The following is a 23,415-nucleotide window of genomic DNA, read 5'->3' on the forward strand; positions in this document are numbered from 1 at the left end:
GACCTGCGCAATGGGTTTTGGGAAAGCGCTTCTGGGTGTCGGCGGGGTGGCCCTCGCCGCGGTCGCCGGGGTGGCCATCCTGGGCGGCGGGGAAGAGGAAACCACCGTCAACCGCGTCATCGACGGCGACACCATCGACGTGCACACCGCCGACGGCGACAAGCGCGTCCGCCTGCTCAACATCGACACCTCGGAGCTCGCCCGCGACGGCCGCCCCGCCGACTGCCTGGCGGAGGAAGCCCGCGATTTCCTGGCAGATCTCCTGCCCGCCGGCACCGCCGTGCGTTTGGAATACGACGTCGAGCGCCAGGACAAATACGGCCGTGAGCTCGCCGGCGTCTTCCTGGACGATGAGCTGGTCAACGCGCGCATCGCGGAGGAGGGCCTGGCCGCGGCCATGCTGGTCGGTGAGAACCGGAAGTTCTACCCGCCCGTCCAGGCGGCCGTCGATGCCGCCCAGCAGGACCGCCGCGGCATCTTCGAGGTGGGTCCCGAGTGCTTCGCCACCGACGGTGGCGAAGCTGCCACCGCGCTGAGCTCGTCCCCAACCACGACCTATGGTTCCGGTGACGAGGTGGCTGCCATCGACAAGCTGCTGGCCGGCACCGCCGCCCGCCGCGCCGATCTGGACGCCATCGAGGGCGGCGCCCGCAACGCCTTCTACGGCACCTACCTGGTCGATCGCCTCAACACCATCCTGGCCGAACGCCGCGCCGAACTCGACGAGGCCGAGGAACGCCTCCACGATGAGCGCGCCGACGCGGTCGAGAAGGCCGAGCGCGATAAAGAACGCCAGGAAGAAGCCCACCGCCCGACCGGCGAGTCCGCCCGCCCCAACACCGCCGATTACCCCGCGCCGGCCAACCCCGCGCCGGCCAACGATGTCCCGGCCGCACCAGCTCCCGCCGCACCAGCCCCCGCCGCACCAGCCCCCGCCGCACCCGCGCCGGATACCTACAACGGCTGCCGCGCCTACGGCGGAAACTACGCGCTGACCTCGGTGGACAACCAGGGCCGTCCGTACGCCAAGATTGATTGCTCGACCAAGGTGCAGATTGGCTAGGGCCTTTAGTCAAAGAACCCGGCGACCTGGGTGATGCACAGGTAGACGAACGCGACGGAGATGACCGCCATCAGGGTGTTGACAATCCAGCCGTTGCGCCAGCGCTTCGGCGTGAGCTTCGTGTTGAGCAGCACCAGGAGGGTGAGCCCCAAAAACGGCATGAACAACGCGCCGAGGACCCCGTAGGTGATGATAAGCCCGGTGGGCTTGCCCAGCAGCAGGAGCAGCATCGGCGGGAAGGTCAGCCAGACCAGGTAGGCGCGGTAGTACTTGCCGCCGGTCTTGGTGGAGGGATCGTCCTGCGGCAGCTTCTTGAGGTGGCCGATGTAGTCAGCGAACATCAGGGACACCCCGTTCCACACGCCCAGGCAGGAGGAGAAAGCGGCGGCGAAGAAGCCGACGATGAAGCCCTTGGACAGGACGGTGCCGTAGCGGGCCTCCAGGACGTCAGCCATGTCGACCAAGCCCTCGTCGTTGTCGGAGACCGCCACGTTGGCGCTGTAGAGCAGCTCCGCGCCCAGCACCAGCATGGCGAGCACGAAAATTCCGGTGACGAGGTAGGCCACCGAGTTGTCCAGGCGCATGACCTTCATCCACTTCGGGGTGTACCACTTTTTCTCGCGCAGCCAGTAGCCGTAGGCGGCCAGGGTAATAGTGCCGCCCACGCCGCCGGCGATGGAGAGCACGTAGACGAACGATCCATCCGGGACGGTGGGGACCAGTCCGGCGATGATCCCGGGCAGGTTGGGCGCGGTAATCGCGGCGACGCCCACGACGGTGACGAACATGATGCCCACCAGCACCGCGGAGATCCGCTCAAAGAGCTGGTAGCGGCCCAGCCACGTCAGCGCGAAACAGACCAGCCCGGTGCCGATGGCCCACATGTTCAGGCTCGTGCCGGGGAAGAGGGCGGACAGCGCCAGGCCGGTGCCCGACATCGCCGCGGCCCCGTAGACCAGCCCCCAAATCACGATGTACGGCGCGAAGTACCAAGCCGTCCACGGGCCTAGCTCCCGCCAGCCGTGGAAGATGGTATTGCCCGTGGCCAGGCTGTAGCGGCCCACGCCCTCCACGAGCACGATCTTCATGAACGTGCCCAGGATGACCGCCCACAGCAGCGCAAAGCCGTAGCGCTGGCCCGCAATCATCGTGGCCACCATGTCCGCCGCGCCCACGCCGGTGGCCGCCGCCACCAGGCCGGGCCCCACCAGGGTCCAGCGAACCTTCTGTTGGCCCTCATCAGCAGCCGGCGAGCCACCGGACGCACCAACCGGAAGGGCAGCAGGGGCAGCTTCCATGACGCACTCCTTCACGGGCGACACTAGGGAACAGTGATGGAAGTCACTGTACTCCGATGTGCCGTGCGTCACGTTAATTTTTGGAAGAAAGTTGTCGCCTTCCTCCGATCCGGGCGTTGCCCGGCTGTTCTAGGCCACGGTGCGGCCTTCGACGAAGAGCTTTTCCGGCATGGGCCGCTCCAGGGCCCACTCGAATTTGATGGGCTTTTCGCCCTGGTGGGAGACGTAATCGACCTTGCCCAGGAAGGTATAGGCCGAGGCCGTTCCCACCTCGTTGCTGCTGAGGTAGCGGGTCGCCATGGCGATGGAACCGCCGAGCTCCTGATGGTGAATATAACGCTGCCCGGTCTTGCTCTTTAGCGTGGTGCTGTTCTGGGATTCCCAGCGCATGAGCTCAGGGGAGACCGGATAGTCATGGTAATCGGTCGAGGCGCTGATATCTTCGCGCTTCTTCAAGGTCACCAGGAACAGATCCGTGTTCAGGTTCGGGAAGTAGCGCACGCCCTCGCGCGGGAGACTGACCATCTTGGGCAGCGGCCGCTCTTCCATGGCGGCGACGAGCTCGGACAGCGAATACTCGGCGTGGCTTTTGAGTAGCGAGATGCCCGTCGGCCGCGGGATGACGCGGGCGGAGCTGATGGCGTATTCCATGATTTGCCCCAGCTCGGTGCGCACGGCGGGGTAGTTGCGCAGCAGGCGGAGCGCTGCAGCGAAGTCCTCGGGCGGCGTGACGGTCGACTGCCCACCCCAGAACGACAAGACCAGCATGCGTGCATACGCGCGGTCGTCGCCTTCCAGGTTCTCCGGGTCGGGGCCGTCCGGATCCAGCAAGCGCAGGTAGGCGTTCGCGCGGTCCTGATCGTTGATATGCAGCATGGTGCGCAGGCGCTTGAGCAAGAAGGTCTCGGTCTCGTCGGCGTCGCCTGGCAGGAGGTTAGCCTCCCGAAGGAACCGGGTCCACGAGTACTGGTTGGGGCGGGTCTTGTAAATATCGCTGATATCGATGCCGGACTCGGCCAAAAACTGCGACAAATCGGTCGTCCGGATCTCCGCGACCAAGGACTTGATCTTCTTCAGCGAGCTGCTGGCAGCCTTCTTGATGCTTCGCAGAATCTGCTCCTGGCTCACCCGGTCCAGGCTGATATTGGAGCCGGCCGGCATGGAATAGAAGCCCTTCTCAACTTCCTTGACCAGGTTCTGCCCGCGCTTCTTAGTCAGCGCCTGGTAGCGCTCCGTGAAGTCGAAGTTTTGGTGCTGCTGCCCGATGAAGTCGAGGATCAGGCAGGAGTCCTTGCCCTCGGACAGGCGCAGGCCGCGTCCCAGCTGCTGGATGAAGACTACTGGGGACTGCGTGGGGCGCAGGAGCAGCAACGTGTTGACCTGGGGGATGTCCACGCCCTCGTTGAAAAGGTCGACGGCGAAAATCACCTTGATGTCCCCGTCCTGGAGCTGGCGGATAATCGCTTCGCGTTGGTTCGTCGGGGTGTTGCCGTCGATGGCCTTGGCCGGGATTCCGAACTCGGTGAACTGCTGGGCCATGAACTGAGCGTGGGTGACGGACACACAAAAGCCCAGTGCCTTGAGCTCGGACATGTCGAGGACGCGCTTTTCGATCTCTTGGATGATAAACCGCGTGCGCTTCTGCCCGGCCTTGACGTAGAGCTCGCTGAGCTCGTTCATGTCGTATCCGTTGGTCCGGCGGTTCCAGGTCACCCCGGTCAGATCCGTGCCGTCGGCGATGCCGTAGTAGTGCATGGGCGTCAACCGTTGCATGCGCAGGGCGTCCCACAGCCGCAGCTCGTAGGCGACGCGGTAATCGAAGAACTTCTGCACGTTCTCGCCATCCGCGCGCTCCGGCGTGGCGGTAAGCCCTAACAGCTCTTGCGGGGCGAAGTGGTCCAAAATGCGGCGGTAGCTCTTCGCCTCGGCGTGGTGGAACTCGTCAATGACCACGACGTCGAAGTGATCGGGGGCCAGTTGATCAAGGATGGCGGGCTTAAGGGACTGCACGCTGGCGAAGACGTAGTCCCACTGGCCGGGCCGCTGGCCATCGACCAAGAGCTCGCCGAAGGTGGCATCGGAGAGCACCTCCCGGTACGTGCGCTGGGCCTGGAGGAGAAGCCTCTTCTGGTGCGCCACGAACAACAGGCGCGGCCGGCGGCCGAATTTTTCGCAGAGGTTGCGGTAGTCCAGGGCCGCCACGACGGTCTTGCCAGTACCCGTTGCCGCCACCAGCAGGTTGCGGTGCCGGTCGTGTTCGGTGCGCTCGGATTCCAAAGCCTCGAGCATCGGCCGCTGAGAGCTCAAGGGCTCGACCCGCAGGCCGGAGATCTCCAGGGACTCGTTCTTGCGCTCGCCGCCGTGGGCCAGGAGTAGGGCCCTATCGAGCTTGTCGAAGTCGCGCTCGGGCTGGAAATCCACAAAGTGGGGGTCGTGCCAGTACGTATCGAAAGTCTTGATGAACTTATCGATGACCTCCGGTGTGGTCTTGCTAGAACCGCGCACGTTCCATTCCCAGCCGTCTACCAACGCGGACCGGGAGAGGTTGGAGCTGCCGATGAAGGCGGTATCGAAGCCCGAATTACGCTTAAACAACCAGGCCTTGGCGTGCAGGCGAGTGCTCTTGTGCTCGTAGCACACGCGCACCTGCGCGCCGTAGCGCTCCACCAGGGTCTTGACCGCCAGGGCGTCGGTCGCGCCACAGTACGTAGAGGTCAACACCCGCAGGGGGATGCCCTTATCGCGGAGGTACTCGAACTGCTCCGTAAGCGCAGAAACGCCAGTGTTCTTCACGAAAGCACACAGGAGGTGCACCTCGTCGGCGGTCTTGATCTCGCGGTCGAGTTCGGTCCAGAGGTTCGATTCCTCGGGCGCGTTGGTAAAAAGGGCGCTCGAATGGAAAGGGATCTCCGGCATCTGGGGCGGGCTGGCGAGCGCGGTGTCGAAGATGGCATACAGCAACTCTTCGCTATCGATGGCCTCCTCGGCGCCCAGAGCCGAGGTCAGCCGGTTGACCAATGCCAGGCGGTCGGCCGGCTTGGTCAGCTCGCGAAGCTTTTGCTCGAGGATGCTGGCGATGCCCTGGGAGACCGCAGCCTGGTAGCGGCGGGAGACCTCCTCGCTCGCGCCGTCGGCAATCTGGAAGCCGGCGGTAGGGTAGGCGGCCTCTTTCCGGCGCAGCTCCTCCCGCACCCGGGCGGAGAGGGGAGTCTCGTAGTAGCCGAAGGGCAGCGTGGAGTCGTCGGGGTGGTGGCTCACAGGGCGTCCACCACCAGCTTGAGCGCCGGGACGTCGGCCGGCGCCCAGGTCAGCTCGGCGGCCTCGGCCGCGGTGACCCAGCGGGCCTCGTCATGATCGCTCAGTTGCGGGGTGTCCGCGGAGATCGTGCACCAGAACGTAGTCAGCTCGATGGTCGCGAAGTCATACTCGTGCGTCGTGGTGGTCATTTGCGACCCCACCTCGGCGGTGACGGACAGCTCCTCGCGGATTTCGCGCGCGAGCGCTTCCTCCGGGGACTCGCCGGCCTCGATCTTGCCGCCCGGGAACTCCCAGTAGCCGGCAAGCGACTTGCCGGGGGCTTTGCGGCACGCCAAGATCTTGTCCTCGGCGCGGAAGACCGCGCCCACAACTCGTATGACAACGCTCATTCTTTCATTATGAACATCTGCCGGGCACTCGGATGGACAAGTGCTAAACCCGCTGGGTAGCTGCGGATCTTCGCTACCCCCGACCGCCCTGTTCTCCGAACGCAGTGACAGAGGCAACGTTAGCAGTAAGATGTGCGCCAAAATTCAATCAAAAAGACCCAAAAACAATCGGGCACCGGGTTAATTTCACGAGAAATACCTGTTCGTAGCTAATGTTGATGCCGTTTTTGCTGGTGCGGAGTAGGCTAATGGATGAGCACATTCAGAAGTTTACGTTGGATTCCAACGTGCTGGACTTAAGGAGAAAACCAATGTCTGCTCAAGCTACGGAACGCGTAGAAAACGGCAAGGTCGCCCTGATGATCGGCGGCGGCCAGGGAATCGGTGAGGCGGCTATCAAGCGCCTGCACCGGGATGGCTTCCGCGTCGCGGTGGGGGACCTGAACCTGGACACCGCGCAGAAGGTCGCTGAGGACCTGGGCGGCGAGGCCGCCGGTGCCATCGCCATCGAGGTCAACGCGGCGGACCGGGACTCGGTCTACGCGGCGGTGGACCAGACCGTGGAGAAGCTCGGCGGCTTCGACGTCATCGTCAACAACGCCGGCATCGCGCCGCAGATCGATATCCTCGACGTGACCGAAAAGGACATCGACACCATCTACGACATCAACGTCAAGGGTGTCATCTGGGGCATCCAGGCCGCGGCGAAGAAGCTGCGCGAGCTGGGCCACGGCGGCAAGATCATCAACGCCGCCTCCCAGGCCGGTGTGAAGGGCAACCCGGGTATCCCGCTGTACACCTCCACCAAGTTCGCCATCCGTGGCCTGACCCAGACCACGGCCCAGGACCTGGCTGACGACGGCATCACCGTCAACGCCTACGCCCCGGGCATTGTCCGCACCCCGCTGATGGAAAAGCTCGCCCAGGACCTGGCGAAGAGCAACAACCAGCCGGAGGAGTGGGGCTGGGAGCAGTTCACCAAGAACATCACGCTCAAGCGCCTGTCCGAGGTTGAGGACGTCGCCAAGGCGATTTCCTTCCTGGCCGGCGAGGACTCGGACTACGTCACCGGCCAGACCCTAGTGGTCGACGGCGGCATGGTCTTCCACTAAAAGGCGACGCCACTGCGGAAAATCGCATTAGCAAACGGGGTAGTCTCCCCGGTGCGCACGATGAACCGGCACTCCGCGAGCCGGTTCTTCAGTGTTTCGTGAGTGGTCTCCCGGACGGGCACGTTCGGGAGTAGCTCGCGGATTTCGCGTGGGGTGCTGTCGGCAATCGCGACGGCCTCCACGACCACCTCGTTGAGGATGGCTCGGGCGACGTCCGCGAAGCTCGGCACGCCGAAGACGAGGCTCAAATCGATGACCTTCACGCCGTCCGGCAGCGGCAGGCCGCAGTCGCCGATGGCGAAGGTATCGGTGTGGCCCAGGCGGCTAATCGCCCAGGTCAGCTCGGGGTTCAAAATTCCTTGTTTACGCATGTTTTATACCTGTGGTAGTTCCGCGTCCAAGCCGGGGTAGGACGGCTGGGCGCCAGCAGAAAGGGCAGCAAAAGCGCCGACGCGGGCGGCGTGCCGGGCGGCATCGTTAAGCGATGCCCCGGCCAGCAGCCGGGCCACCAGCGCGCCCGTGAAGGCGTCGCCGGCGCCGGTGGTATCCACCGCGTGGATGCGCGGGGTGGGGATATCCGTCAGGCCGGAACCATCACCCACCAGGGCGCCCTGGGCGCCGAGGGTGAGCACGACGCTGTTAAAGCCGACCTCCAGCAGCGCCTGGACCAAATCGTGCGGGTCCGCCGAGGCTACCGGCGCGCCCAGCTGGGCCAGGACCAGGTCGGCCTCGTGCTCGTTGACCACCAGCGGGTCCGCGCGCAGCAGGCTGTCCCGGTCGACCTCAATGACCGGCGCCAGGTTGACCACCAGCCGGTGGGCGTGCCGGGCGGCCGCCGCGAAACCTTCCGCGGGGATTTCGCCCTGCAGCAGGACGATGTCGGCTGCCGCCACCGCGGAGGAGTGCGCGTCGACGTAGCCGCCGTCCACGGTGGCGTTCGCGCCGGGGATGACCACGATGGTGTTCTCCCCGTCCGCGCTGACCGTGATGACCGCCAGGCCCGTCGTCGTGGAGGAGCGGGTCGCGACGTGCTCCAGGTTCACTCCGCTGCTGTGCAGGTGGCTCATCGCCGGGGCGGAGTAGGGGTCGTCGCCGACCGCGCCGACGAAGTCCACGTGCGCGCCCTGCAGCGCGGCGGCCACGGCCTGGTTGGCGCCCTTGCCGCCGGCCAGGATGCCGCCGCCGCTGCCCAGGAGGGTCTCGCCCGGGTGCGGGTGACGGTCCACGCCCACCATGAGGTCGGCGTTGATGGAGCCCACGACGGCCAGACGGCCGGGCTGGGCGGACGCGGTGGACGGGGTGCTGGTCGGTTCAGTCATTATTTGTACTCAGCTACGTTCTGCTCGGTGACGGTGACAACTTCGACCGGGATTTCGGCTTCCGGGTCCTCGCCGTTCAGGATAGCAGCGGCCTGCTCCACGGCCTTGGCGCCGAGCTCGTCCGGCAGCTGCGCGATGGTGCCTGCCAGGGTGCCGTCCTCGATGGCCTTGATGCCGTCCTCGGTGCCGTCGAAGCCGAAGACCTTGACCTCCTTGCCGGCCTTCGCGCCCAGGGCCTCGATGGCGCCGAGGGCCATCTCGTCGTTCTCGGCGAAGACGGCCTTGACATTCGGGTGGGCCTGCAGCAGGTTGGTGGTCACGTTCAGGCCCTCGGTGCGGTCGAAGTTCGCGGTCTGCTTGGCCGCGACCTTGATCTTCGGGTACTTCTTCAGACCCTTTTCGAAGCCCTCGCCGCGGTCGCGGGAGGCCGAGGAGCCGGAGATGCCCTGCAGGACGAGGATCTCGCCCTCCTCGCCGATGGACTTAGCCAGCGCGTCGGCAGCCTGCTCGCCGCCGGCGACGTTATCGGAGGCCACAAAGGAGGCGACCTCACCGGCATTCGAGGAGCGGTCCACCGCCACGACCGGGATGTCCGCGGCGTTGAGCGACTGGACGGCCGAGCCCACGGCGTCGGAGTCGGTCGGGTTGACAATCACCACACCCGCGCCGGAGGTCTCCGCGTTCTTCAGCTGGTTGGTCTGGGTGGACGCGTCGTCGGAGGCGTCCTGGACGTCCAGGTTGATGCCCAGCTCGTCGGCCTTTTCCTGGGCGCCGTCGCGCAGCTCGACGAAGAAGGGGTTGGTCTGGGTCGACAGCGCCAGGGTGACGTTCTCGCTGGCGGCCTCGCCGCGATTGCAGGCGGCAACGGACAGCGTCAGCGCGGCGACGGAGGCCACGGCCAGGGACTTGCGGATAAGGGTCCGGGATGCAGACATGAGGTTTTCCTTTACTTCTTCTGCGGCGACGGCGGGGTGTATTCCCGCGCGCCGCCGGGGGGAGGGGGAGAGTATTTAGTTAGCGGTCTTGTTACGGATGACGTCGAAGCCCACGGCCAGGGCGATGACCAGGCCGATGACAATCTGCTGCCAGAAGGAGGAGACGTTGAGCAGGTTCAGCCCGTTGCGGATGACGGCCAGCAGCAGCGCGCCGACCAGGGTGCCGGTGGCCTTGCCGGCGCCGCCGGCTAGCGATGCCCCACCGATGACCACCGCCGCAATCGCGTCCAGCTCGTAGCCCACGCCCGCCTGCGGCTGCGCCGAGGTCAGCCGGCCGGCCATGACCAGGCCGGACAGGGCGGCGAAGAGGCCGGACAGGCCGAAGACGGCGACCTGGATCTGGCGGACCGGCAGGCCGGACAGGCGCGCGGCCTCCAGGTTGCCGCCGATGGCGTACATGGAACGCCCTAGCACGGTGCGCTCCAGGATGAACCAGCACACCAGGCCGGCGATGACCATCATGACGATCGGGATGGGAACCCCGGCCACGGTGGAGCCCATCCAGTTGACGGCGTCGGCGGTCGGCATCGGCGAGCCCTGGGAGATGACCAGGGTGGCGCCGCGGGCGATCGACATCATGGCCAGGGTGGCGATGAACGACGGGATCTTGCCCCAGGCCGTCGCCATGCCGCAGATGACGCCGGCCAGCAGGCCGGTGAGCAGGCCGAGGATGAGCGTGACCCAGCCCGGCAGGCCGGTGTTGACGAAGAAGGAGGCCGAGACCATTGCGCCCAGGGCGGCGACGGAGCCCACCGACAGGTCGATGCCGGCGGTGATGATGACAAAGGTCATGCCGAAGGCCAGGATGGCCACGGTGGCGGCCTGGATGCCGATGTTGACCAGGTTGTTGACGGTCAAAAAGTGCGGGGTGGCGATAAACAGCGCCACGCACAGGACGATGAGGCCGACAAGCGCGCCGTTGTTCATCATCCAGTTGGATACCCGGTGCCAGCGGCTCGGGCCCGACGGGGCGCCGGCGGGCGCGCTGGCGGCGGTAGCGGTGGTGGTCATGAGGCGATCTCCTCAAAGTCGTGGGGGTTTTCGGTAATCGTGCTGGTGACGTTGGATACGGCGAGGGTCATGACCTCGTCCTGGGTGGCGGTCGGCGGCAGCTCGCCGGCGATCTTCCCGCCGGAGGCCACCAGCACCCGGTCGGACATGCCCAGCACCTCCGGCAGGTCGGAGGAGGCCATCAGGACGGCCCCGCCGGCGGCGGTGACCTCGTTGATGATGCGGTAGATCTCCACCTTCGCGCCGACGTCGACGCCGCGGGTGGGCTCGTCCAGCAGCAGCACGCGGGAGCCGGCCAGCACCCAGCGGCCGAAGACGGCCTTTTGCTGGTTGCCGCCGGACAGGTCCCGGATGGGCTGGTCGATGTCGGCCATGCGGATGCGCAGCTTCTCGGCCACCTCGCGGGCGCGGGCCTTCTGGCCGCGCCGGTCGGCGAGCCCGGCCTTGCTGGTCTTATTCAGCGTGGCCAGGCCGAGGTTCTCGCCGATGGTGGCGTCCAAAATGAGCGCCTGGGACTTGCGGTCCTCGGGCACGTGCCCGATGCCGGCGCGGATGGCGGCGGCGATATCGCCCAGCTTGAGCTTCTTCCCGGCCACGCGGACCTCGCCGGAATCCACCTTGTCCGCGCCGGCGATGGCCCGGATGATCTCCGTGCGGCCGGCGCCGACCAGCCCGGCCAGGCCGACGACCTCGCCGGCGTGGACGTCGAAGCTAACGTCTGCGAAGCTGCCCTGCGTGCTGAGGTTTCGCACGCTGAGCAGAGCCTCGCCGGCCGCCTCCGCCTCGCGCGGGTACTGGTTGTCGATGTCGCGGCCGACCATCAGGCGGACCAGCTCGGCTTCCGGGGTGTCCGGGCCGACCTCGGCGACGACGTTGCCGTCGCGCAGCACGGAGATGGAATCCGCGATCCGGGCCAGCTCCTCTAAGTGGTGGGAGATAAAGACCATGCCGACGCCCTTGGCGCGCAGGTCCTCGACCACTGCGAAGAGCTGGTCGATTTCCTTGCCGGTCAGCGCGGCGGTGGGCTCGTCCAGGATGAGCAGGCGCGCGTTCATCGACAGCGCCTTGGCGATCTCCACCAGCTGCTGGCGGGCGATGCCCAGCTCGCCGACCGGCGTGTCCAGGTTGACGTCCAGGCCGATAAGCCGCAGGGCGGCGGCCGCCTCGTTGCGCAGGAACTTCTTGTTGACCAGCCCGAAGCGCGAGGGCGTGCGGCCCAGCATGATGTTTTCGGCCACGGACATCGTCGGCACCAGGTTGAGCTCCTGGTGGATGGTGGCAATTCCCAGCGCCTCCGCCGCCTTGGTGTTCGGCAGCTGGACCTCGGCGCCGTCGACGAGGACGCGGCCGGTATCCGGCTGGTAGACGCCCGACATCATCTTGATGAGCGTCGACTTGCCGGCGCCGTTCTCGCCCAGCAGCGCGTGCACCTGGCCCGCGCGCACGTCGAGGCTGACGTCGCGGATGACGTTGACGGGTCCGAAGGATTTGTTGATTCCTTCCAGCCGCATGATGACCGGGTGGTTCATCGCGGCACCTCCTGGAGATAGTGTTCGGTCGATTGACGGGTGATAAGCCGGGTCGGCAGGGTCACGTCCGGCGGGGACATGCCGGACAGGGCGGCGACGAGGGTGTCGGCGGCGCGGTAGCCCAGCTGGGTCACGTCCTGGTCGATGACGGTCAGCGGCGTGGGCTGGACCCGCATATAGTCCAGGTCGTCGAAGCCCACCAGCGCCAGCTGCTTACCGATGCGCACCTTCTGGCGGTGGCAGTACTCCAGCGCGCCGAGGGTCATCATGGAATCGCCCGCGATGACCGCCGTGCACCCGGCCTCCCACAGCTCGCGCGTGCCCGCGATGCCCTGCGAGACCTCGAAGCCGCCCTGGTAGACGTTGTCGCCGCCGATGCCGAGGCGGTCTACCGCCGCACTAAAGGCCGCCCGGCGCTCCGCGCCGGTGGACAGCTCCTCCGGGCCGGCCAGGTAGCCGATGCGCCGGTGCCCGCGCGCGTAGAGCAACTCCACCGCCGCCGAAATCCCGGGCTCCGGGTTGGAGACCACCGTCGGCAGGTCGGATCCGGAAAGCGATCGGTCGATGAGGACCACCGGCGTGCCGGCCGCCTTGACCGCGCCGAGCAGGGAGAGCGCGTCCGCGGTGGGGACGACCAGCATGCCGTCGACGTTCTGCTGCGACAGCGTGGTCACCGCGTTGCGCAGGAGGGTCGAGTCCTCCGAGTAGGAGGTGATGATGGTGGCCAGCCCGTTGGCGGTCGCGCGGGCCTGGACCGCGTCGGCCATGGTGGCGAAATAGGGGTTGAGCAGCGTCGGGATGACCAGGCCCAGCGTGTAGGTGCGCGCGGTGCGCAGCCCACGGGCCTGGATATTCGGGTGGTAGTTCAGCGCCTGGGCCGCCCGCTCCACGCGCTGGCGCGTGGCCGCGGAGATGGAGTCCTTGCCGGCCAGCGCGCGGGAGGCCGTGGACACCGAGACCCCCGCGGCTAAGGCGACGTCTTTCAGGTTGGCGCTGTGGGCAGGCATGGTAGGGGCGGACCTTCTTCCCAGTCGGAGGGGGAGGGGTGCAAACGATTGCTGCAAACGTTTGCATTGTGGTTTGCGGCTTAATTTACGGCCTCACACCGCGCCCCGTCAAGTGCCCCTGCTCACCCTTTGCTGGCCGCGCAGGTAGCGCCACTAAACTCGGGAGAATGACAAAGAGTTCCTACCACGTCGTCATCATGGGTGTTTCCGGCTCCGGCAAGACCACCGTCGGCCACAACGTCGCGGCGCTGACCGGCCACGCCTACCGCGACGGCGACGACATGCATCCGGCCGAAAACATCGCCAAGATGTCCGCGGGCACCCCGCTCAACGATGCCGACCGCTGGCCCTGGCTCACCGCCATCGGCACCTGGCTGGCCGCCCAGCCCGCGGGCACCATGGTCGGCTGCTCCGCGCTCAAGCGCTCCTACCGCGACCTCCTGCGCGAGCACTGCCCCGATGTCATTTTCGTGCACGTGGCCGGGGAATTCGACGTGCTGGCCGAGCGCATGCAGCACCGCGCCGGCCACTTCATGCCGGCCTCGCTGCTGCAGTCCCAGTTCGACACCCTCGAACCGCTAGAGGCCGACGAAGCCGGCGCCGTCTTCGACGTCGACCAGCCGGAAGAGGAAATCGCCCGCCAGGTGGCGGAGTACCTGGCCGCCTAACGCCTGGCTTCTTAACGTTTGGTCGCTCTTAAAGCCGAGCCGCGCCCAAGGCCAAGCCGCACCCGAGCCGCGGCCCCCTCCCGGCCCGCTAGAAGACCGTGAGTTAGAAGGCCGCGGCGACCCCGAAGAGCACCAGCGCGAAGACGAAGCCGATCACGCTGATGAGCATCTGGTTGACGGTCCAGGTGCGCAGCGTGGTGGCCACGTCCATGCCCATCAGGCGGCCGACCAGCCAGAAGCCCGAGTCGTTGACATGGCTGCCGAAGACCGAGCCCGCGGCCGTCGCCAGCACGATGAGCGCGAGCTGGACCTCGTTGAAGCCGCCGGCCTCGACCGCCGGGACCATCAGCGCGGCGGCCGTGGTCAGCGCGACCGTCGCCGAACCCTGCGCCAGGCGCAGCGCCACCGCGATGAGGTAGCAGGCCAAAATCACCGGGATGCCGATGCCCGACAGCGAATCCGCCAGCGCATCCCCGATGCCGGAGGTGCGCAGCACCCCGCCGAACATGCCGCCGGCGCCGGTAATGAGCACCACCGAGCAGATCGGCCCCAGCGAGGACTCCATCGCCTTTTCCATCGCGTTCTTGTCCACCCCGCGGCGCAGGCCCAGGATTGCCATCGCGGCGAAGGTGGTAATCAGCAGCGCGATGGGGGTCTGACCCACCATGATGAGCACCTGCGCCCAGGTGGCCTCGCCGTCGATGGCCCCGGCCGCCGCTAGCGTGTTCAGCCCCGTGTTGCAGAAGATCAACACCAAGGGGATAAGCAGCACGGAAATCACCGCCGCCGGGGAGGCCGGGCGGTGGGGCATCTCCGCTTCCTTCACAGCCGGGCCGGTGAGCATCTCCGTCACGCCGAAGGGGAATTTCTTACCCAGGAACAGCCCCAGGCGGTAGCCGGAGAAGTACCACGTCGGGATGGCGATCAGCAGGCCGAGCGCCAGAATGAGCCCGATGTCCGCGTTGAAGAACTCCGCGGCCGCGACCGGCCCCGGGTGCGGCGGCAGGAAGACGTGGGTGACCGAGAACGCGCCGGCGGCCGGGATGCCGTAGGCCAGCACCGGCCCGTTGAGCCGGCGCGCCACCGCGAAGATGACCGGCAGCATGACCACCAGGCCGGCGTCGAAGAAGATGGGGAAGCCCATAATCAGCGAGGCGATGCCCAGCGCCAGCGGCGCGCGGTCTTCGCCGAAGCGGGCCACGAGGGCATCGGCGAGCGACTTCGCGCCGCCGGAGGCCTCCACCAGCCGCCCGATCATCGCGCCCAGGCCGACCAAAAGCGCCACCGATGCCAGCGTGCTCCCGAAGCCATCCGTCATCGTCTCGACCACCCCGGCGATGGGCAGCCCCGCCGCCAGCGCAGTCAGCGCCGACACCGTTACCAGCGTGACGAAAGCGTGCACGCGGAAATAGATGACCATCACCAAAATCAGGGCGATGGCTGCCACCGCGATGCCCAACAGCGGGCCCGCGCCCAGCGTCGGCTCCCACGTGTCCATAGTCTCCATTGGACAAACCTCTTTTCCTAGGTGGTTTGTGTAGTTAGGGGGAAGGCTCCGGTCGCCGTGGGCGGGCACGGGGCCAATACCTCAAGTTAACACGCGCACCCCCGCATTCAGGGTGTCGGTGAGCTTGGGAAACAACACACCTGCGGGATTTGCTTTTTGGGTCCGCGGCGTGCCGGTTGCTAAATTCAGGTGTAAATACCGCAGGCCGGCGCCCTAGTTGACGCTGACGGATTCGACAACTGCAAGGAGAAACCATGTCCAAACTAGGAGCCCTACTCGCGCCCGGGGGCGTGGAGCTGGACGCGCCTGCCGCGGACTGGCGCGCTGCTATCACCCGCGCCGGCCGCCTGCTGGAGGCCAGCGGTTCCGCCACCGCCGACTACACCCAGGCGATGATCGAGACCGTGGACAACAACGGGCCCTATATCGTCGTCGCCCCCGGCTTCGCCTTCGCCCACGCGCGGCCCTCGGAGGCGGTCCGCCACACCGCCATCAGCTGGGTGCGCCTGGCCGAGCCGGTCCGCTTCGGCCACGGCACCAACGACCCGGTCACCCTGGTCGTAGCCCTGGCTGCCCGCGACGACTTCGCCCACACCCGCGCCATGAAGGAACTGGCCCGCGTGCTCGGCGATGCCGACAAGCGCGAACTCCTCGACGTCGTCACCTCCGAAGGCCAGCTGCGCAACGTCCTGGACGGCCACGTGCCCACCGCCGCCGCCAACGCCATCGCTATGCGCCGCGAGCGCGAGGCCCGCGAGGCCGAAGAGACCGCGGCGGCCGCCGCAACCGGCGCGGCGGTCCCCGCCGCGCGCCCCGACGGCACGGTCGAGAGCAAGGGCAAGATACTTACCGTCTGCGGCAACGGGCTGGGCACCTCGCTGTTTTTGAAGAACACCCTGGACGGCGTGCTTGACGAGTGGGGCTGGTCGCCGTATTTCACCGTCGAGGCCACCGACACCATCTCCGCGAAGGGGCGCGCTAGCGAGGCCGACGTCCTGCTGACCTCCGGCGAAATCGCCGCCGCCCTGGGCGACGTGGGGGTGCCGGTCTACGTCATCGACAACTTCACCTCCGCCGCGGAGCTCGACCGCGCGCTCCGCGAAATCTACGACATCCCCGCCGCACAGGAAGGCCGGTAAAAACATGAACATCCTGGTAGACGCAGCCAACTTTGTGGTCAATGAGATCCTGGCCGTGCCGGTCTTCCTCATCGGCATCATCACCGCCATCGGGCTGGCCGCGTTGGGCCGGGGCATCGGCCAGGTGCTGGGCGGGGCCATCAAGGCCACGCTCGGCTTCCTGCTCATCAACGCCGGCGCCGGGCTGGTCACCGCCTCCCTGGAGCCGCTCGGCGTCATGATCACCGGCGCCACCGGCGCGCACGGGGTGGTGCCGACCAACGAGGCCATCGTGGGCATCGCCCAGCAGCAGTTCGGCAGCCAGGTCGCCTGGGTGATGATCCTGGGCTTCGTGGTCTCCCTGCTGCTGGCCCGGTTCACGCCTCTGCGGTACGTCTTCCTGACCGGCCACCACGTGCTGTTCATGGCCACCCTGCTCACGATGGTCTTCGCCCCGGCCGGCTATCGCGCCTGGGTGGTCATCGTCTTCGGCGCCGCCCTGTTGGGCATCCTGATGGTATCCCTGCCGGCCATCGCGCACCCCTGGACCCGGCGCATTACCGGCGACGACTCCGTGGCCATCGGGCACTTCGGCACCGCCGGCTACGTCGCCGCCGGCGCGGTGGGCAAGCTGGTCGGCGGCAAGCGCAAGCCTTCCGCCTCCACCGAGCAGCTCCACCTGCCGGAGGGCCTGCGCTTCCTGCGCGATTCCATGATCGCCACGGCGCTGTCGATGGCGCTGATGTACCTCGTGCTCGCCCTGCTGTTCCTGGCCCGCGCCGGCGACGAGGCCTTCACCGCCTTCGAGGACGGCGCGACCGGGGTGGGCAACTTCCTCATGCAGTCGCTGACCCAGGGCCTGCAGTTCGGCGTGGCTGTCGCCGTCATCCTCTTCGGCGTGCGCACCATCCTGGGCGAGCTCGTGCCCGCCTTCCAGGGGATTGCCGCCAAGGTCGTGCCCGGCGCCATCCCGGCCCTCGATGCCCCCATCGTCTTCCCGTACGCCCAAAACGCCGTCCTGGTCGGCTTCCTGACCTCCTTTGCCGGCGGGCTGGTGGGCCTGGCGGTCCTGTCGCTGTGGCTGGGCCCGGCCTTCGGGGTGGCGCTCATCCTCCCCGGGCTGGTCCCGCACTTTTTCACCGGCGGCGCGGCGGGTGTCTACGGCAACGCGACCGGCGGGCGGCGCGGCGCGGCCGCCGGCGGCTTCGTCAACGGCCTGCTGATTACCTTCCTGCCGGCCTTCCTGCTGGGAGTTTTGGGCTCCTTCGGCGCGGCGAACACCACCTTCGGCGACGCCGACTTCGGCTGGTTCGGCATGCTCATCGGCTGGGCCTCGGCGCCCGGCGGGGTAGTGGGCCTCCTCCTGGTCGGCCTCGTCGGCTTGGCCGTGCTGGCGCTCGGCTGGTTCTGCCAGGTCCGGCTCGTCGATGCCCACTGGGATCCCACCCCGCACCGCCCCGCGCCGACCGCGCACGACGACGCCACCGATGCCGGGGCCGCCGCCGGGAATTCCGCCGGGGCCGACGCCCGCCGCGGCACCTGGCGGCACTACCCGCGTATTACCCCGCCGGCGGGAGCGCCGATCCCGCCCGCGCCCCGGAACTAGCCCCGTTCTAACCCCCTCCTTACTTGCGGGGGTGTGCCGGCGGGCGTGTAATTGAGGCATGAGCCTCGACGTCAACACCGCCCTGATCGATCGCGTGGCCGCGGCCAGCGATGCCTCCCACTTCCTTTTCACCCCGCAAGCCGTCATCGAAGCCAAAAACGCCGATGACGTCGCCGCCGCCTTCCGCGCCGGGCGTGCCAACAACATCCCGGTGACCCTGCGCTCCGGCGGCACCTCCCTGGCCGGCCAGTCCGCCGGCGACGGCTACCTGGTGGACGTGCGCAAGCACTTCCGCGGCATCGAGGTGCTGGATGGTGGCGAGCGCGTGCGCGTCCAGCCGGGCGCCACGGTCCGCCAGGTCAACGCCCGCCTGGGGCTGTACGGCCGCAAGCTGGGCCCGGACCCGGCCAGTGAGTCGGCCGCCACGATGGGCGGGGTCATCGCCAACAACTCCTCCGGCATGGCCTGCGGCACGGAGCTGAACACCTACCGCACCCTGGAGTCGATGACCCTGGTCCTGCCGTCCGGCACCGTCTTAGACACCGCCCGCCCGGACGCCGACCAGCAGCTGGCCCAGCAGGAGCCGGAGCTCTTCGAGACCCTGCAGCGCCTGCGCCGCCGCGTGGTGGACAACCCGGCCTCGGTGGAGAAGATCACCAAGCACTTCAGCCTGAAAAACACCATGGGCTACGGCCTGAACTCCTTCCTGGACTTTGAGACCCCGGCGAAGCTCCTGGAGCACCTCATCATCGGCTCGGAGGGCACCCTGGCCTTTATCGCCGAGGCCGTCTTCCGCACCGTGCCGATCGCCCGCCTGACCACCACCTCCGTGGCCGTCTTCCCGGACGTGGACGCCGCCACCCGCAGCCTGCCCGACCTGCTGGAGACCGGCGCGGCCACCCTGGAGCTGATGGACTCGGCCTCCATCCGCGTCGGCCGCACCTTCGACAAGGTCCCGGAGGCCATCACCGGCTTCGACATCGACTCCCAGGCCGCCCTGCTCATCGAGTACCACGCCGACAGCGAGGACGAAATCAACGCCAAGGAGCAGGCCGGCTCGAAGCTGCTGGCCGAGCTCAACCTCCAGTCCCCGGCGCAATTCTCCGCCAACGCCGCCACCCGCACCGCCGCCTGGAACTTCCGCAAGGGCCTCTACGCCCAGGTCGCGGAGGCCCGCCCGTCCGGCACCACCGCGCTGCTGGAGGACATCGTCGTGCCGGTCGCCGACCTCGCGGACGCCTGCGCCGGCCTGCAGGACATCTTCGCCCGCTACTCCTACGACGACGCCGTCATCTTCGGCCACGCCAAGGACGGCAACATCCACTTCCTGCTCACCGACCGCTTCGAGGGCGACGAGGCCATCGGCCGCTTCAACAACTTCAACGAGGACATGGTCTCCCTGGTCCTGGAAGCCGAGGGCAACCTCAAGGCCGAGCACGGCACCGGCCGCGCGATGGCGCCCTACGTGCGCCGCCAGTACGGCGACGAGCTCTATGAGGTCATGCAGGAGCTCAAGCGCGCCTGTGACCCGACGAATACCATGAACCCGGGCGTCATCCTCGACGACGACCCGGACGCCCACGTCAAAAACATCAAGCTCAACCCGACCGTGGAAGAAGAGATCGACCGCTGCGTGGAGTGCGGCTACTGCGAGCCGGTCTGCCCGTCGCGGGATCTCACGCTCACCCCGCGCCAGCGCATCGTCGTCCGCCGCGCCCGCAAGCGCGCCGAGGAGGCCGGGGATACCGCCACCGTCGCCGAGATCGACGAGGCCTACCAGTACGAGGGCATCGAGACCTGCGCCGTCGACTCCATGTGCCGCACCGCCTGCCCGGTGGGCATCGACACCGGCAAGTTCATCAAGCGCCTGCGCCGCGAACAGGCCCAGCCGGTCCTGCAGGCCGGGTGGAAGGCCGCGGCGAAGGGCTGGCCGGTGGTCAGCGAAGGCGCATCGGTAGCGCTGACCGGCGCCCACTTCCTGCCGACCTCCCTGGTCAAGGCCGTCACCGACGTCGGCCGCCGCCTGGTAGGCTCCGACGTCATGCCGCAGTACCAGCCTGAGCTGTCTAAGGGCGGCAAGCCGCGCGCCCGCCTGGGCCGCCGCGTCGGCGATAACCGCGCCGCCGTGACCGGCATCTTCCTGCCGGCCTGCGTGAACACCATGTTCGGCCCGCAGGGCGACGGCCCCGGCGCCACCGATGCCTTCGTCAACCTCCTGGAGCGCGCCGGGCTGGCGCTGGAGGTGCCCGGTGGCATCGACAAGCTCTGCTGCGGCACCCCGTGGTCGTCCAAGGGCCTAAGCGAGGGCCACGACGTGATGGAAAAGCGCGTCGTGGACACCGTCGTGCCGCTGACCGACGGCGGGAAGCTGCCCGTTGTCGTCGACGCCTCCAGCTGTACCGCCGGCTTCCGCGACCTGCTGGAAGCCCACGGCGTCACGGTTATCGATGCCATCGCCTTCACCGCCGAGCACATCCTCCCGGCCCTAGATGTTGCGCACCCGGCCGAGTCCGTCACGCTGCACCCGACCTGCTCCGCCTTCCAGCTAGGAATCATGCCCGACCTGGAAAAGGTCGCCGGGGCCGCCGCGCGCGAGGTCAACGTGCCCACCGCCTGGAACTGCTGTGGGTATGCCGGCGACCGCGGCATGCTCCACCCCGAGCTGACCGCGTCCGCCACCCGCGCCGAGGCCGCCCAGGCCAAGGAATTCGGCGCCCAGTACCACGCGTCCACCAACCGCACCTGCGAGCTGGGGCTAACGCGGGCGACCGGCTCCGACTACCACCACATTCTGGAGCTGCTGGACAAGGCCAGCCGCTAGCGCCCGCTGTTTCGGCGTAGGCTGGCTGCGTACGCTTTAGTGAACCGGAAGGAGCCAGCCCATGGCAGTAGGGGACATCGTTAGCGGCTACGACGGGATTCGCGAGAAGCAGGAGGCGCTGTACGTCGACCTGCACCAGCACCCCGAGCTCAGCATGGAAGAGGAGCGCACCCGCGGGATCATCGCGGACAAGCTGCGCGAATTCGACTACGACGTCGTGGAAGTCGGCGGCGGGGTCGTCGGCGTCCTAGAAAACGGCGACGGGCCCACCGTGATGTTGCGCGCCGATTTCGATGCCCTGCCCATCCAGGAGGACACCGGCCTCGACTACGCCTCCACCGTCGACGGCGTCATGCACGCCTGCGGCCACGACTCCCACGTCGCCGCGCTCATGGGCGTGGCCGCCCTCATGAAGGACGCCACCGATGCCTGGTCCGGCACCCTGGAAGTCCTCTTCCAGCCCGGTGAGGAAACCGCCGAAGGCGCGCAGTCCATGGTGGACGCCGGCGTGGTGGACAAGGTCGCCAAGCCGGACGTCATGCTGGGTCAGCACGTTTTCTGCAGCGTGGTGCCCGCCGGCAGCGTGGCTATCAAGCCGGGCCCGGTGCTCTCGACGGCCACCAGCGTGACCGTCAAGGTCTTCGGCGCCGGCTCCCACGGGTCCATGCCGCACCTGAGCGTCGACTCGGTCGTGCTGGCCAGCTCGATTGTCATGCGCCTGCAGACGATTGTCTCCCGCGAGCTCAACCCGAGCGAGTTCGGCGTGGTCACCGTCGGCTCCGTGCAGGCCGGTTCCAAGGCCAACGTCATCCCGTTTGATGCCACGCTGAAGATCAACATCCGCGCCTACGACGAGGAGGTGCGCGACAAGATCATCGAGGCCATCGAGCGGATCGTGAAGGCCGAGTGCGAGGCCGCGCGCTCGCCGAAGGAACCGGAGTTCAGCTTCTCCGACCAGTACCCGCTGACCGACAACGACGCCGACGTCACCGCTCGCGTGCGCGAGGCCCTCGAGGAGCACCTGGGCAGCGACCGCGTCCAGGACGCCGACCGGTTCACCGCCTCCGAGGACTTCTCCGTGGTCGCCGATGCCTTCGGCACCCCGTACTGCTACTGGATCTTCGGCGGCGGCAAGGAGGGCGAGGAGATGCCGAACCACAGCCCGTTCTTCGCGCCCGTCCAGCAGCCGACCCTGCAGACCGGCACCGAGGCCCTCATCACCGCCGCTTACGCCTGGTTGGGCAAGTAAAATTCTTGCCCCGGTTGCGGGGTGGTGGGCCCTGTTTTAGGGTGTGGGGCATGACATCGGGGGATTGTTTTTCTAGGTTCGTGGCTGCCGTGACCCAGCCCGGAATCGACATCGTGGAGGGTGCTTGGCACGCCGATTGGGATGCCGAGCGCGCGGCCGCCGGCTCCGGCCGCGACGAGCTGGAGCGCCTTTTCGACCTGGCCGGGGTGTTTTTCGGGCCGGTCAGGCACGCTGGCCGCCAGCGCCGGGTGCGCGCGAACGCCGCCCGGCACGGGCACTGCCTGCCCGTGTTGGATGTGCTGCGTGGGGTGCTGCGGCGGGTCAAAAACAAAAACGATGCCTGGCGCATCATGGAAGAACTTTCCGCCCAGCCGGCTGACGCCAAGCAAATGGCCGCCATAGCCCGCCGCAAAATCCAGGAAGCGCGCCCCGCCCCGACGCCGCAGCCAGGGGTGATCTACCGCCGCTCGGCCGAGGGCTTGTGGTCGATGCGGCTTATCGCCGACGCCGGCCTGGTCGCCGATATTAAAGCCCAAGTGCGCACCGTCGAGGATGCTCGCGCGGTCTTCACCGGCGGCACCAGTGATGCTGCCAGTGTCGGCGACGGTGACGGTTCCGGTGCCGGCAGTAGACCTCGCGGCGGCGTGCGCGCGTCGGTAATCACCAACGTGGTCCTCAACATTCAGGACTTCGGCCACCTCGTCGGCGGTCAGGACGCCGCGGATATTACGGTGCAGCTAACCAACGGGGCGGTGATTAGTGGTGCGGAGTTGGTGACCCGGGCGTTTGAGCAGGTCGGCTACGTCGGGGTCTTTGACCCGGTGGCCGGGCCGGTTAATTGTTACCGGGATGAGCGTTTGGCGTCGTGGAAGCAGCGGCGTTTGGCGTTGATGGAGCACCCGGTGTGTGCCTGGCCGGAGTGTTTGGCCGGTGCCGATGAGTGCCAGGTCCATCACCTGCAGTCGTGGGACTCGGGTGGTCCGACGAATGCGGCGAACCTGGCCACGTTGTGTCCGCACCATAATGGTGCCAACGAGGATGGGCCAGGCCCGGCGCAGACTCGGGGCCGGATGGCTAGGGTTGGTGGCCGGGTGGTGTGGATACCGCCCGAACGCGTGCCGGCTTAAATCGCCGGCGTCCCACCCTGCGGCCAAAACTAGCGGCCAGGTCAGCGGCTAACTCGGCAGCAGGCCAGCACCCTGCAGCCAGCCCGGCTGCCAATTTGGCAACGGCAAAATGCGCGCGGTTAGCCCGGCGGGAAACGCGCAGCTAAGCAGCAAGAACACCGCGACAAGAACACGCGAAGAGGCGTCCACGGAACACACCGTGAACGCCCATTCAGCGTGCCTACTCGGCGTACCAAGGTTGTGAGCCTGCGCTGCGCGACTGGGGTGTGCGCCGAGGCGGCGCGCCTAGATTGCGCACCTAGATGGTTCTTACGGAAATCAGTAGGCGGAATCAGTAG

General features: G+C 67.4%; 18 protein-coding genes. 8 read left to right on the plus strand and 10 right to left on the minus strand.

Features of this window, described 5'->3' with window-relative positions:
- Positions 1–10 precede the first annotated feature (10 nt).
- Positions 11–1,063 (plus strand): thermonuclease family protein, encoded by a 1,053-nt coding sequence (locus VVS03_RS10535; protein WP_368534510.1) that lies wholly within the window; start codon positions 11–13, stop codon positions 1,061–1,063.
- A 5-nt stretch (positions 1,064–1,068) separates the two neighbouring features.
- On the opposite strand, the gene VVS03_RS10540 is transcribed toward VVS03_RS10535, so the two are convergent.
- The 3 genes from VVS03_RS10540 to VVS03_RS10550 all read right to left on the minus strand — a co-directional run bounded on the left by VVS03_RS10540 (position 1,069) and on the right by VVS03_RS10550 (position 6,008).
- Complete coding sequence (locus VVS03_RS10540; protein ID WP_368534511.1) at positions 1,069–2,361, minus strand: Nramp family divalent metal transporter; 1,293 nt, start codon at positions 2,359–2,361, stop codon at positions 1,069–1,071.
- Positions 2,362–2,490: 129 nt separating this feature from the next.
- Positions 2,491–5,619: a DUF3427 domain-containing protein gene (locus tag VVS03_RS10545; RefSeq protein WP_368534512.1), complete on the minus strand. Its 3,129-nt coding sequence runs from the start codon at positions 5,617–5,619 to the stop codon at positions 2,491–2,493.
- Complete coding sequence (locus VVS03_RS10550; RefSeq protein ID WP_368534513.1) at positions 5,616–6,008, minus strand: (deoxy)nucleoside triphosphate pyrophosphohydrolase; 393 nt, start codon at positions 6,006–6,008, stop codon at positions 5,616–5,618. Before VVS03_RS10550 ends, VVS03_RS10545 begins: the two co-directional genes overlap by 4 nt.
- Before the next feature lie 311 nt (positions 6,009–6,319).
- On the opposite strand from VVS03_RS10550, the gene VVS03_RS10555 reads away from it, so the two are divergent.
- Positions 6,320–7,120 (plus strand): (S)-acetoin forming diacetyl reductase, encoded by an 801-nt coding sequence (locus tag VVS03_RS10555; protein ID WP_368520124.1) that lies wholly within the window; start codon positions 6,320–6,322, stop codon positions 7,118–7,120.
- On the opposite strand, the gene rbsD is transcribed toward VVS03_RS10555, so the two are convergent.
- From rbsD to VVS03_RS10585, 6 genes are all read right to left on the minus strand, one after another.
- Positions 7,117–7,491 carry a D-ribose pyranase gene (gene rbsD / locus VVS03_RS10560; RefSeq protein ID WP_070769273.1) on the minus strand — a complete coding sequence of 125 codons (375 nt, stop codon included), beginning with the start codon at positions 7,489–7,491 and terminating at the stop codon, positions 7,117–7,119. The genes VVS03_RS10555 and rbsD overlap by 4 nt on opposite strands.
- 3 nt (positions 7,492–7,494) lie before the next feature.
- Positions 7,495–8,439 carry a ribokinase gene (locus VVS03_RS10565; protein ID WP_368520125.1) on the minus strand — a complete coding sequence of 315 codons (945 nt, stop codon included), beginning with the start codon at positions 8,437–8,439 and terminating at the stop codon, positions 7,495–7,497.
- On the minus strand, positions 8,439–9,374 hold the full coding sequence (locus VVS03_RS10570) for a D-ribose ABC transporter substrate-binding protein (protein WP_368520126.1): 936 nt from the start codon (positions 9,372–9,374) through the stop codon (positions 8,439–8,441). The genes VVS03_RS10565 and VVS03_RS10570 overlap by 1 nt, the downstream gene beginning before the upstream one ends.
- 75 nt (positions 9,375–9,449) lie before the next feature.
- Positions 9,450–10,364, minus strand: coding sequence for an ABC transporter permease (locus VVS03_RS10575; protein ID WP_368520236.1), 915 nt, complete (start codon positions 10,362–10,364; stop codon positions 9,450–9,452).
- Between the two features lie 77 nt (positions 10,365–10,441).
- Positions 10,442–11,974, minus strand: coding sequence for a sugar ABC transporter ATP-binding protein (locus VVS03_RS10580; RefSeq protein WP_368520127.1), 1,533 nt, complete (start codon positions 11,972–11,974; stop codon positions 10,442–10,444).
- Positions 11,971–12,981, minus strand: coding sequence for a LacI family DNA-binding transcriptional regulator (locus tag VVS03_RS10585; RefSeq protein WP_368534514.1), 1,011 nt, complete (start codon positions 12,979–12,981; stop codon positions 11,971–11,973). The genes VVS03_RS10580 and VVS03_RS10585 overlap by 4 nt, the downstream gene beginning before the upstream one ends.
- 167 nt (positions 12,982–13,148) lie before the next feature.
- On the opposite strand from VVS03_RS10585, the gene VVS03_RS10590 reads away from it, so the two are divergent.
- Positions 13,149–13,649, plus strand: a complete 501-nt coding sequence (locus VVS03_RS10590) for a gluconokinase (RefSeq protein WP_368520129.1) — start codon at positions 13,149–13,151, stop codon at positions 13,647–13,649.
- Between the two features lie 103 nt (positions 13,650–13,752).
- On the opposite strand, the gene VVS03_RS10595 is transcribed toward VVS03_RS10590, so the two are convergent.
- Positions 13,753–15,147, minus strand: a complete 1,395-nt coding sequence (locus tag VVS03_RS10595) for a GntP family permease (RefSeq protein ID WP_368520237.1) — start codon at positions 15,145–15,147, stop codon at positions 13,753–13,755.
- 263 nt (positions 15,148–15,410) lie between these two features.
- On the opposite strand from VVS03_RS10595, the gene VVS03_RS10600 reads away from it, so the two are divergent.
- The 5 genes from VVS03_RS10600 to VVS03_RS10620 all read left to right on the plus strand — a co-directional run bounded on the left by VVS03_RS10600 (position 15,411) and on the right by VVS03_RS10620 (position 23,077).
- Positions 15,411–16,295: a PTS sugar transporter subunit IIA gene (locus tag VVS03_RS10600; protein ID WP_368534679.1), complete on the plus strand. Its 885-nt coding sequence runs from the start codon at positions 15,411–15,413 to the stop codon at positions 16,293–16,295.
- Positions 16,296–16,299: 4 nt separating this feature from the next.
- The gene (locus VVS03_RS10605; RefSeq protein WP_368534515.1) at positions 16,300–17,880 is read left to right on the plus strand and encodes a PTS ascorbate transporter subunit IIC; all 1,581 of its coding nucleotides are present in this window, start codon (positions 16,300–16,302) and stop codon (positions 17,878–17,880) included.
- A gap of 58 nt (positions 17,881–17,938) precedes the next feature.
- Entirely contained in the window at positions 17,939–20,701 is a 2,763-nt protein-coding gene (locus VVS03_RS10610) for an FAD-binding and (Fe-S)-binding domain-containing protein (protein WP_368534516.1), read from the plus strand.
- A 61-nt stretch (positions 20,702–20,762) separates the two neighbouring features.
- The gene (locus tag VVS03_RS10615) at positions 20,763–21,950 is read left to right on the plus strand and encodes an amidohydrolase (RefSeq protein WP_368520133.1); all 1,188 of its coding nucleotides are present in this window, start codon (positions 20,763–20,765) and stop codon (positions 21,948–21,950) included.
- An 89-nt stretch (positions 21,951–22,039) separates the two neighbouring features.
- Entirely contained in the window at positions 22,040–23,077 is a 1,038-nt protein-coding gene (locus tag VVS03_RS10620) for an HNH endonuclease signature motif containing protein (protein ID WP_368520134.1), read from the plus strand.
- Positions 23,078–23,415 lie beyond the last annotated feature (338 nt).

The organism is Corynebacterium sp. LK2537, from assembly GCF_040946485.1.
Classification (GTDB): Bacteria; Actinomycetota; Actinomycetes; order Mycobacteriales; family Mycobacteriaceae; genus Corynebacterium.

What these genes read in the sequence shown, in the direction of transcription:
- VVS03_RS10535 (WP_368534510.1), top strand. Translation starts at nt 11, where the DNA reads ATGGGTTTTGGGAAAGCGCTTCTGGGTGTCGGCGGGGTGGCCCTCGCC.
- VVS03_RS10540 (WP_368534511.1), bottom strand. Translation starts at nt 2,361, where the DNA reads ATGGAAGCTGCCCCTGCTGCCCTTCCGGTTGGTGCGTCCGGTGGCTCG.
- VVS03_RS10550 (WP_368534513.1), bottom strand. Translation starts at nt 6,008, where the DNA reads ATGAGCGTTGTCATACGAGTTGTGGGCGCGGTCTTCCGCGCCGAGGAC.
- VVS03_RS10555 (WP_368520124.1), top strand. Translation starts at nt 6,320, where the DNA reads ATGTCTGCTCAAGCTACGGAACGCGTAGAAAACGGCAAGGTCGCCCTG.
- rbsD (WP_070769273.1), bottom strand. Translation starts at nt 7,491, where the DNA reads ATGCGTAAACAAGGAATTTTGAACCCCGAGCTGACCTGGGCGATTAGC.
- VVS03_RS10565 (WP_368520125.1), bottom strand. Translation starts at nt 8,439, where the DNA reads ATGACTGAACCGACCAGCACCCCGTCCACCGCGTCCGCCCAGCCCGGC.
- VVS03_RS10570 (WP_368520126.1), bottom strand. Translation starts at nt 9,374, where the DNA reads ATGTCTGCATCCCGGACCCTTATCCGCAAGTCCCTGGCCGTGGCCTCC.
- VVS03_RS10575 (WP_368520236.1), bottom strand. Translation starts at nt 10,364, where the DNA reads ATGATGAACAACGGCGCGCTTGTCGGCCTCATCGTCCTGTGCGTGGCG.
- VVS03_RS10580 (WP_368520127.1), bottom strand. Translation starts at nt 11,974, where the DNA reads ATGAACCACCCGGTCATCATGCGGCTGGAAGGAATCAACAAATCCTTC.
- VVS03_RS10585 (WP_368534514.1), bottom strand. Translation starts at nt 12,981, where the DNA reads ATGCCTGCCCACAGCGCCAACCTGAAAGACGTCGCCTTAGCCGCGGGG.
- VVS03_RS10590 (WP_368520129.1), top strand. Translation starts at nt 13,149, where the DNA reads ATGACAAAGAGTTCCTACCACGTCGTCATCATGGGTGTTTCCGGCTCC.
- VVS03_RS10595 (WP_368520237.1), bottom strand. Translation starts at nt 15,147, where the DNA reads ATGGACACGTGGGAGCCGACGCTGGGCGCGGGCCCGCTGTTGGGCATC.
- VVS03_RS10600 (WP_368534679.1), top strand. Translation starts at nt 15,411, where the DNA reads ATGTCCAAACTAGGAGCCCTACTCGCGCCCGGGGGCGTGGAGCTGGAC.
- VVS03_RS10605 (WP_368534515.1), top strand. Translation starts at nt 16,300, where the DNA reads ATGAACATCCTGGTAGACGCAGCCAACTTTGTGGTCAATGAGATCCTG.
- VVS03_RS10610 (WP_368534516.1), top strand. Translation starts at nt 17,939, where the DNA reads ATGAGCCTCGACGTCAACACCGCCCTGATCGATCGCGTGGCCGCGGCC.
- VVS03_RS10615 (WP_368520133.1), top strand. Translation starts at nt 20,763, where the DNA reads ATGGCAGTAGGGGACATCGTTAGCGGCTACGACGGGATTCGCGAGAAG.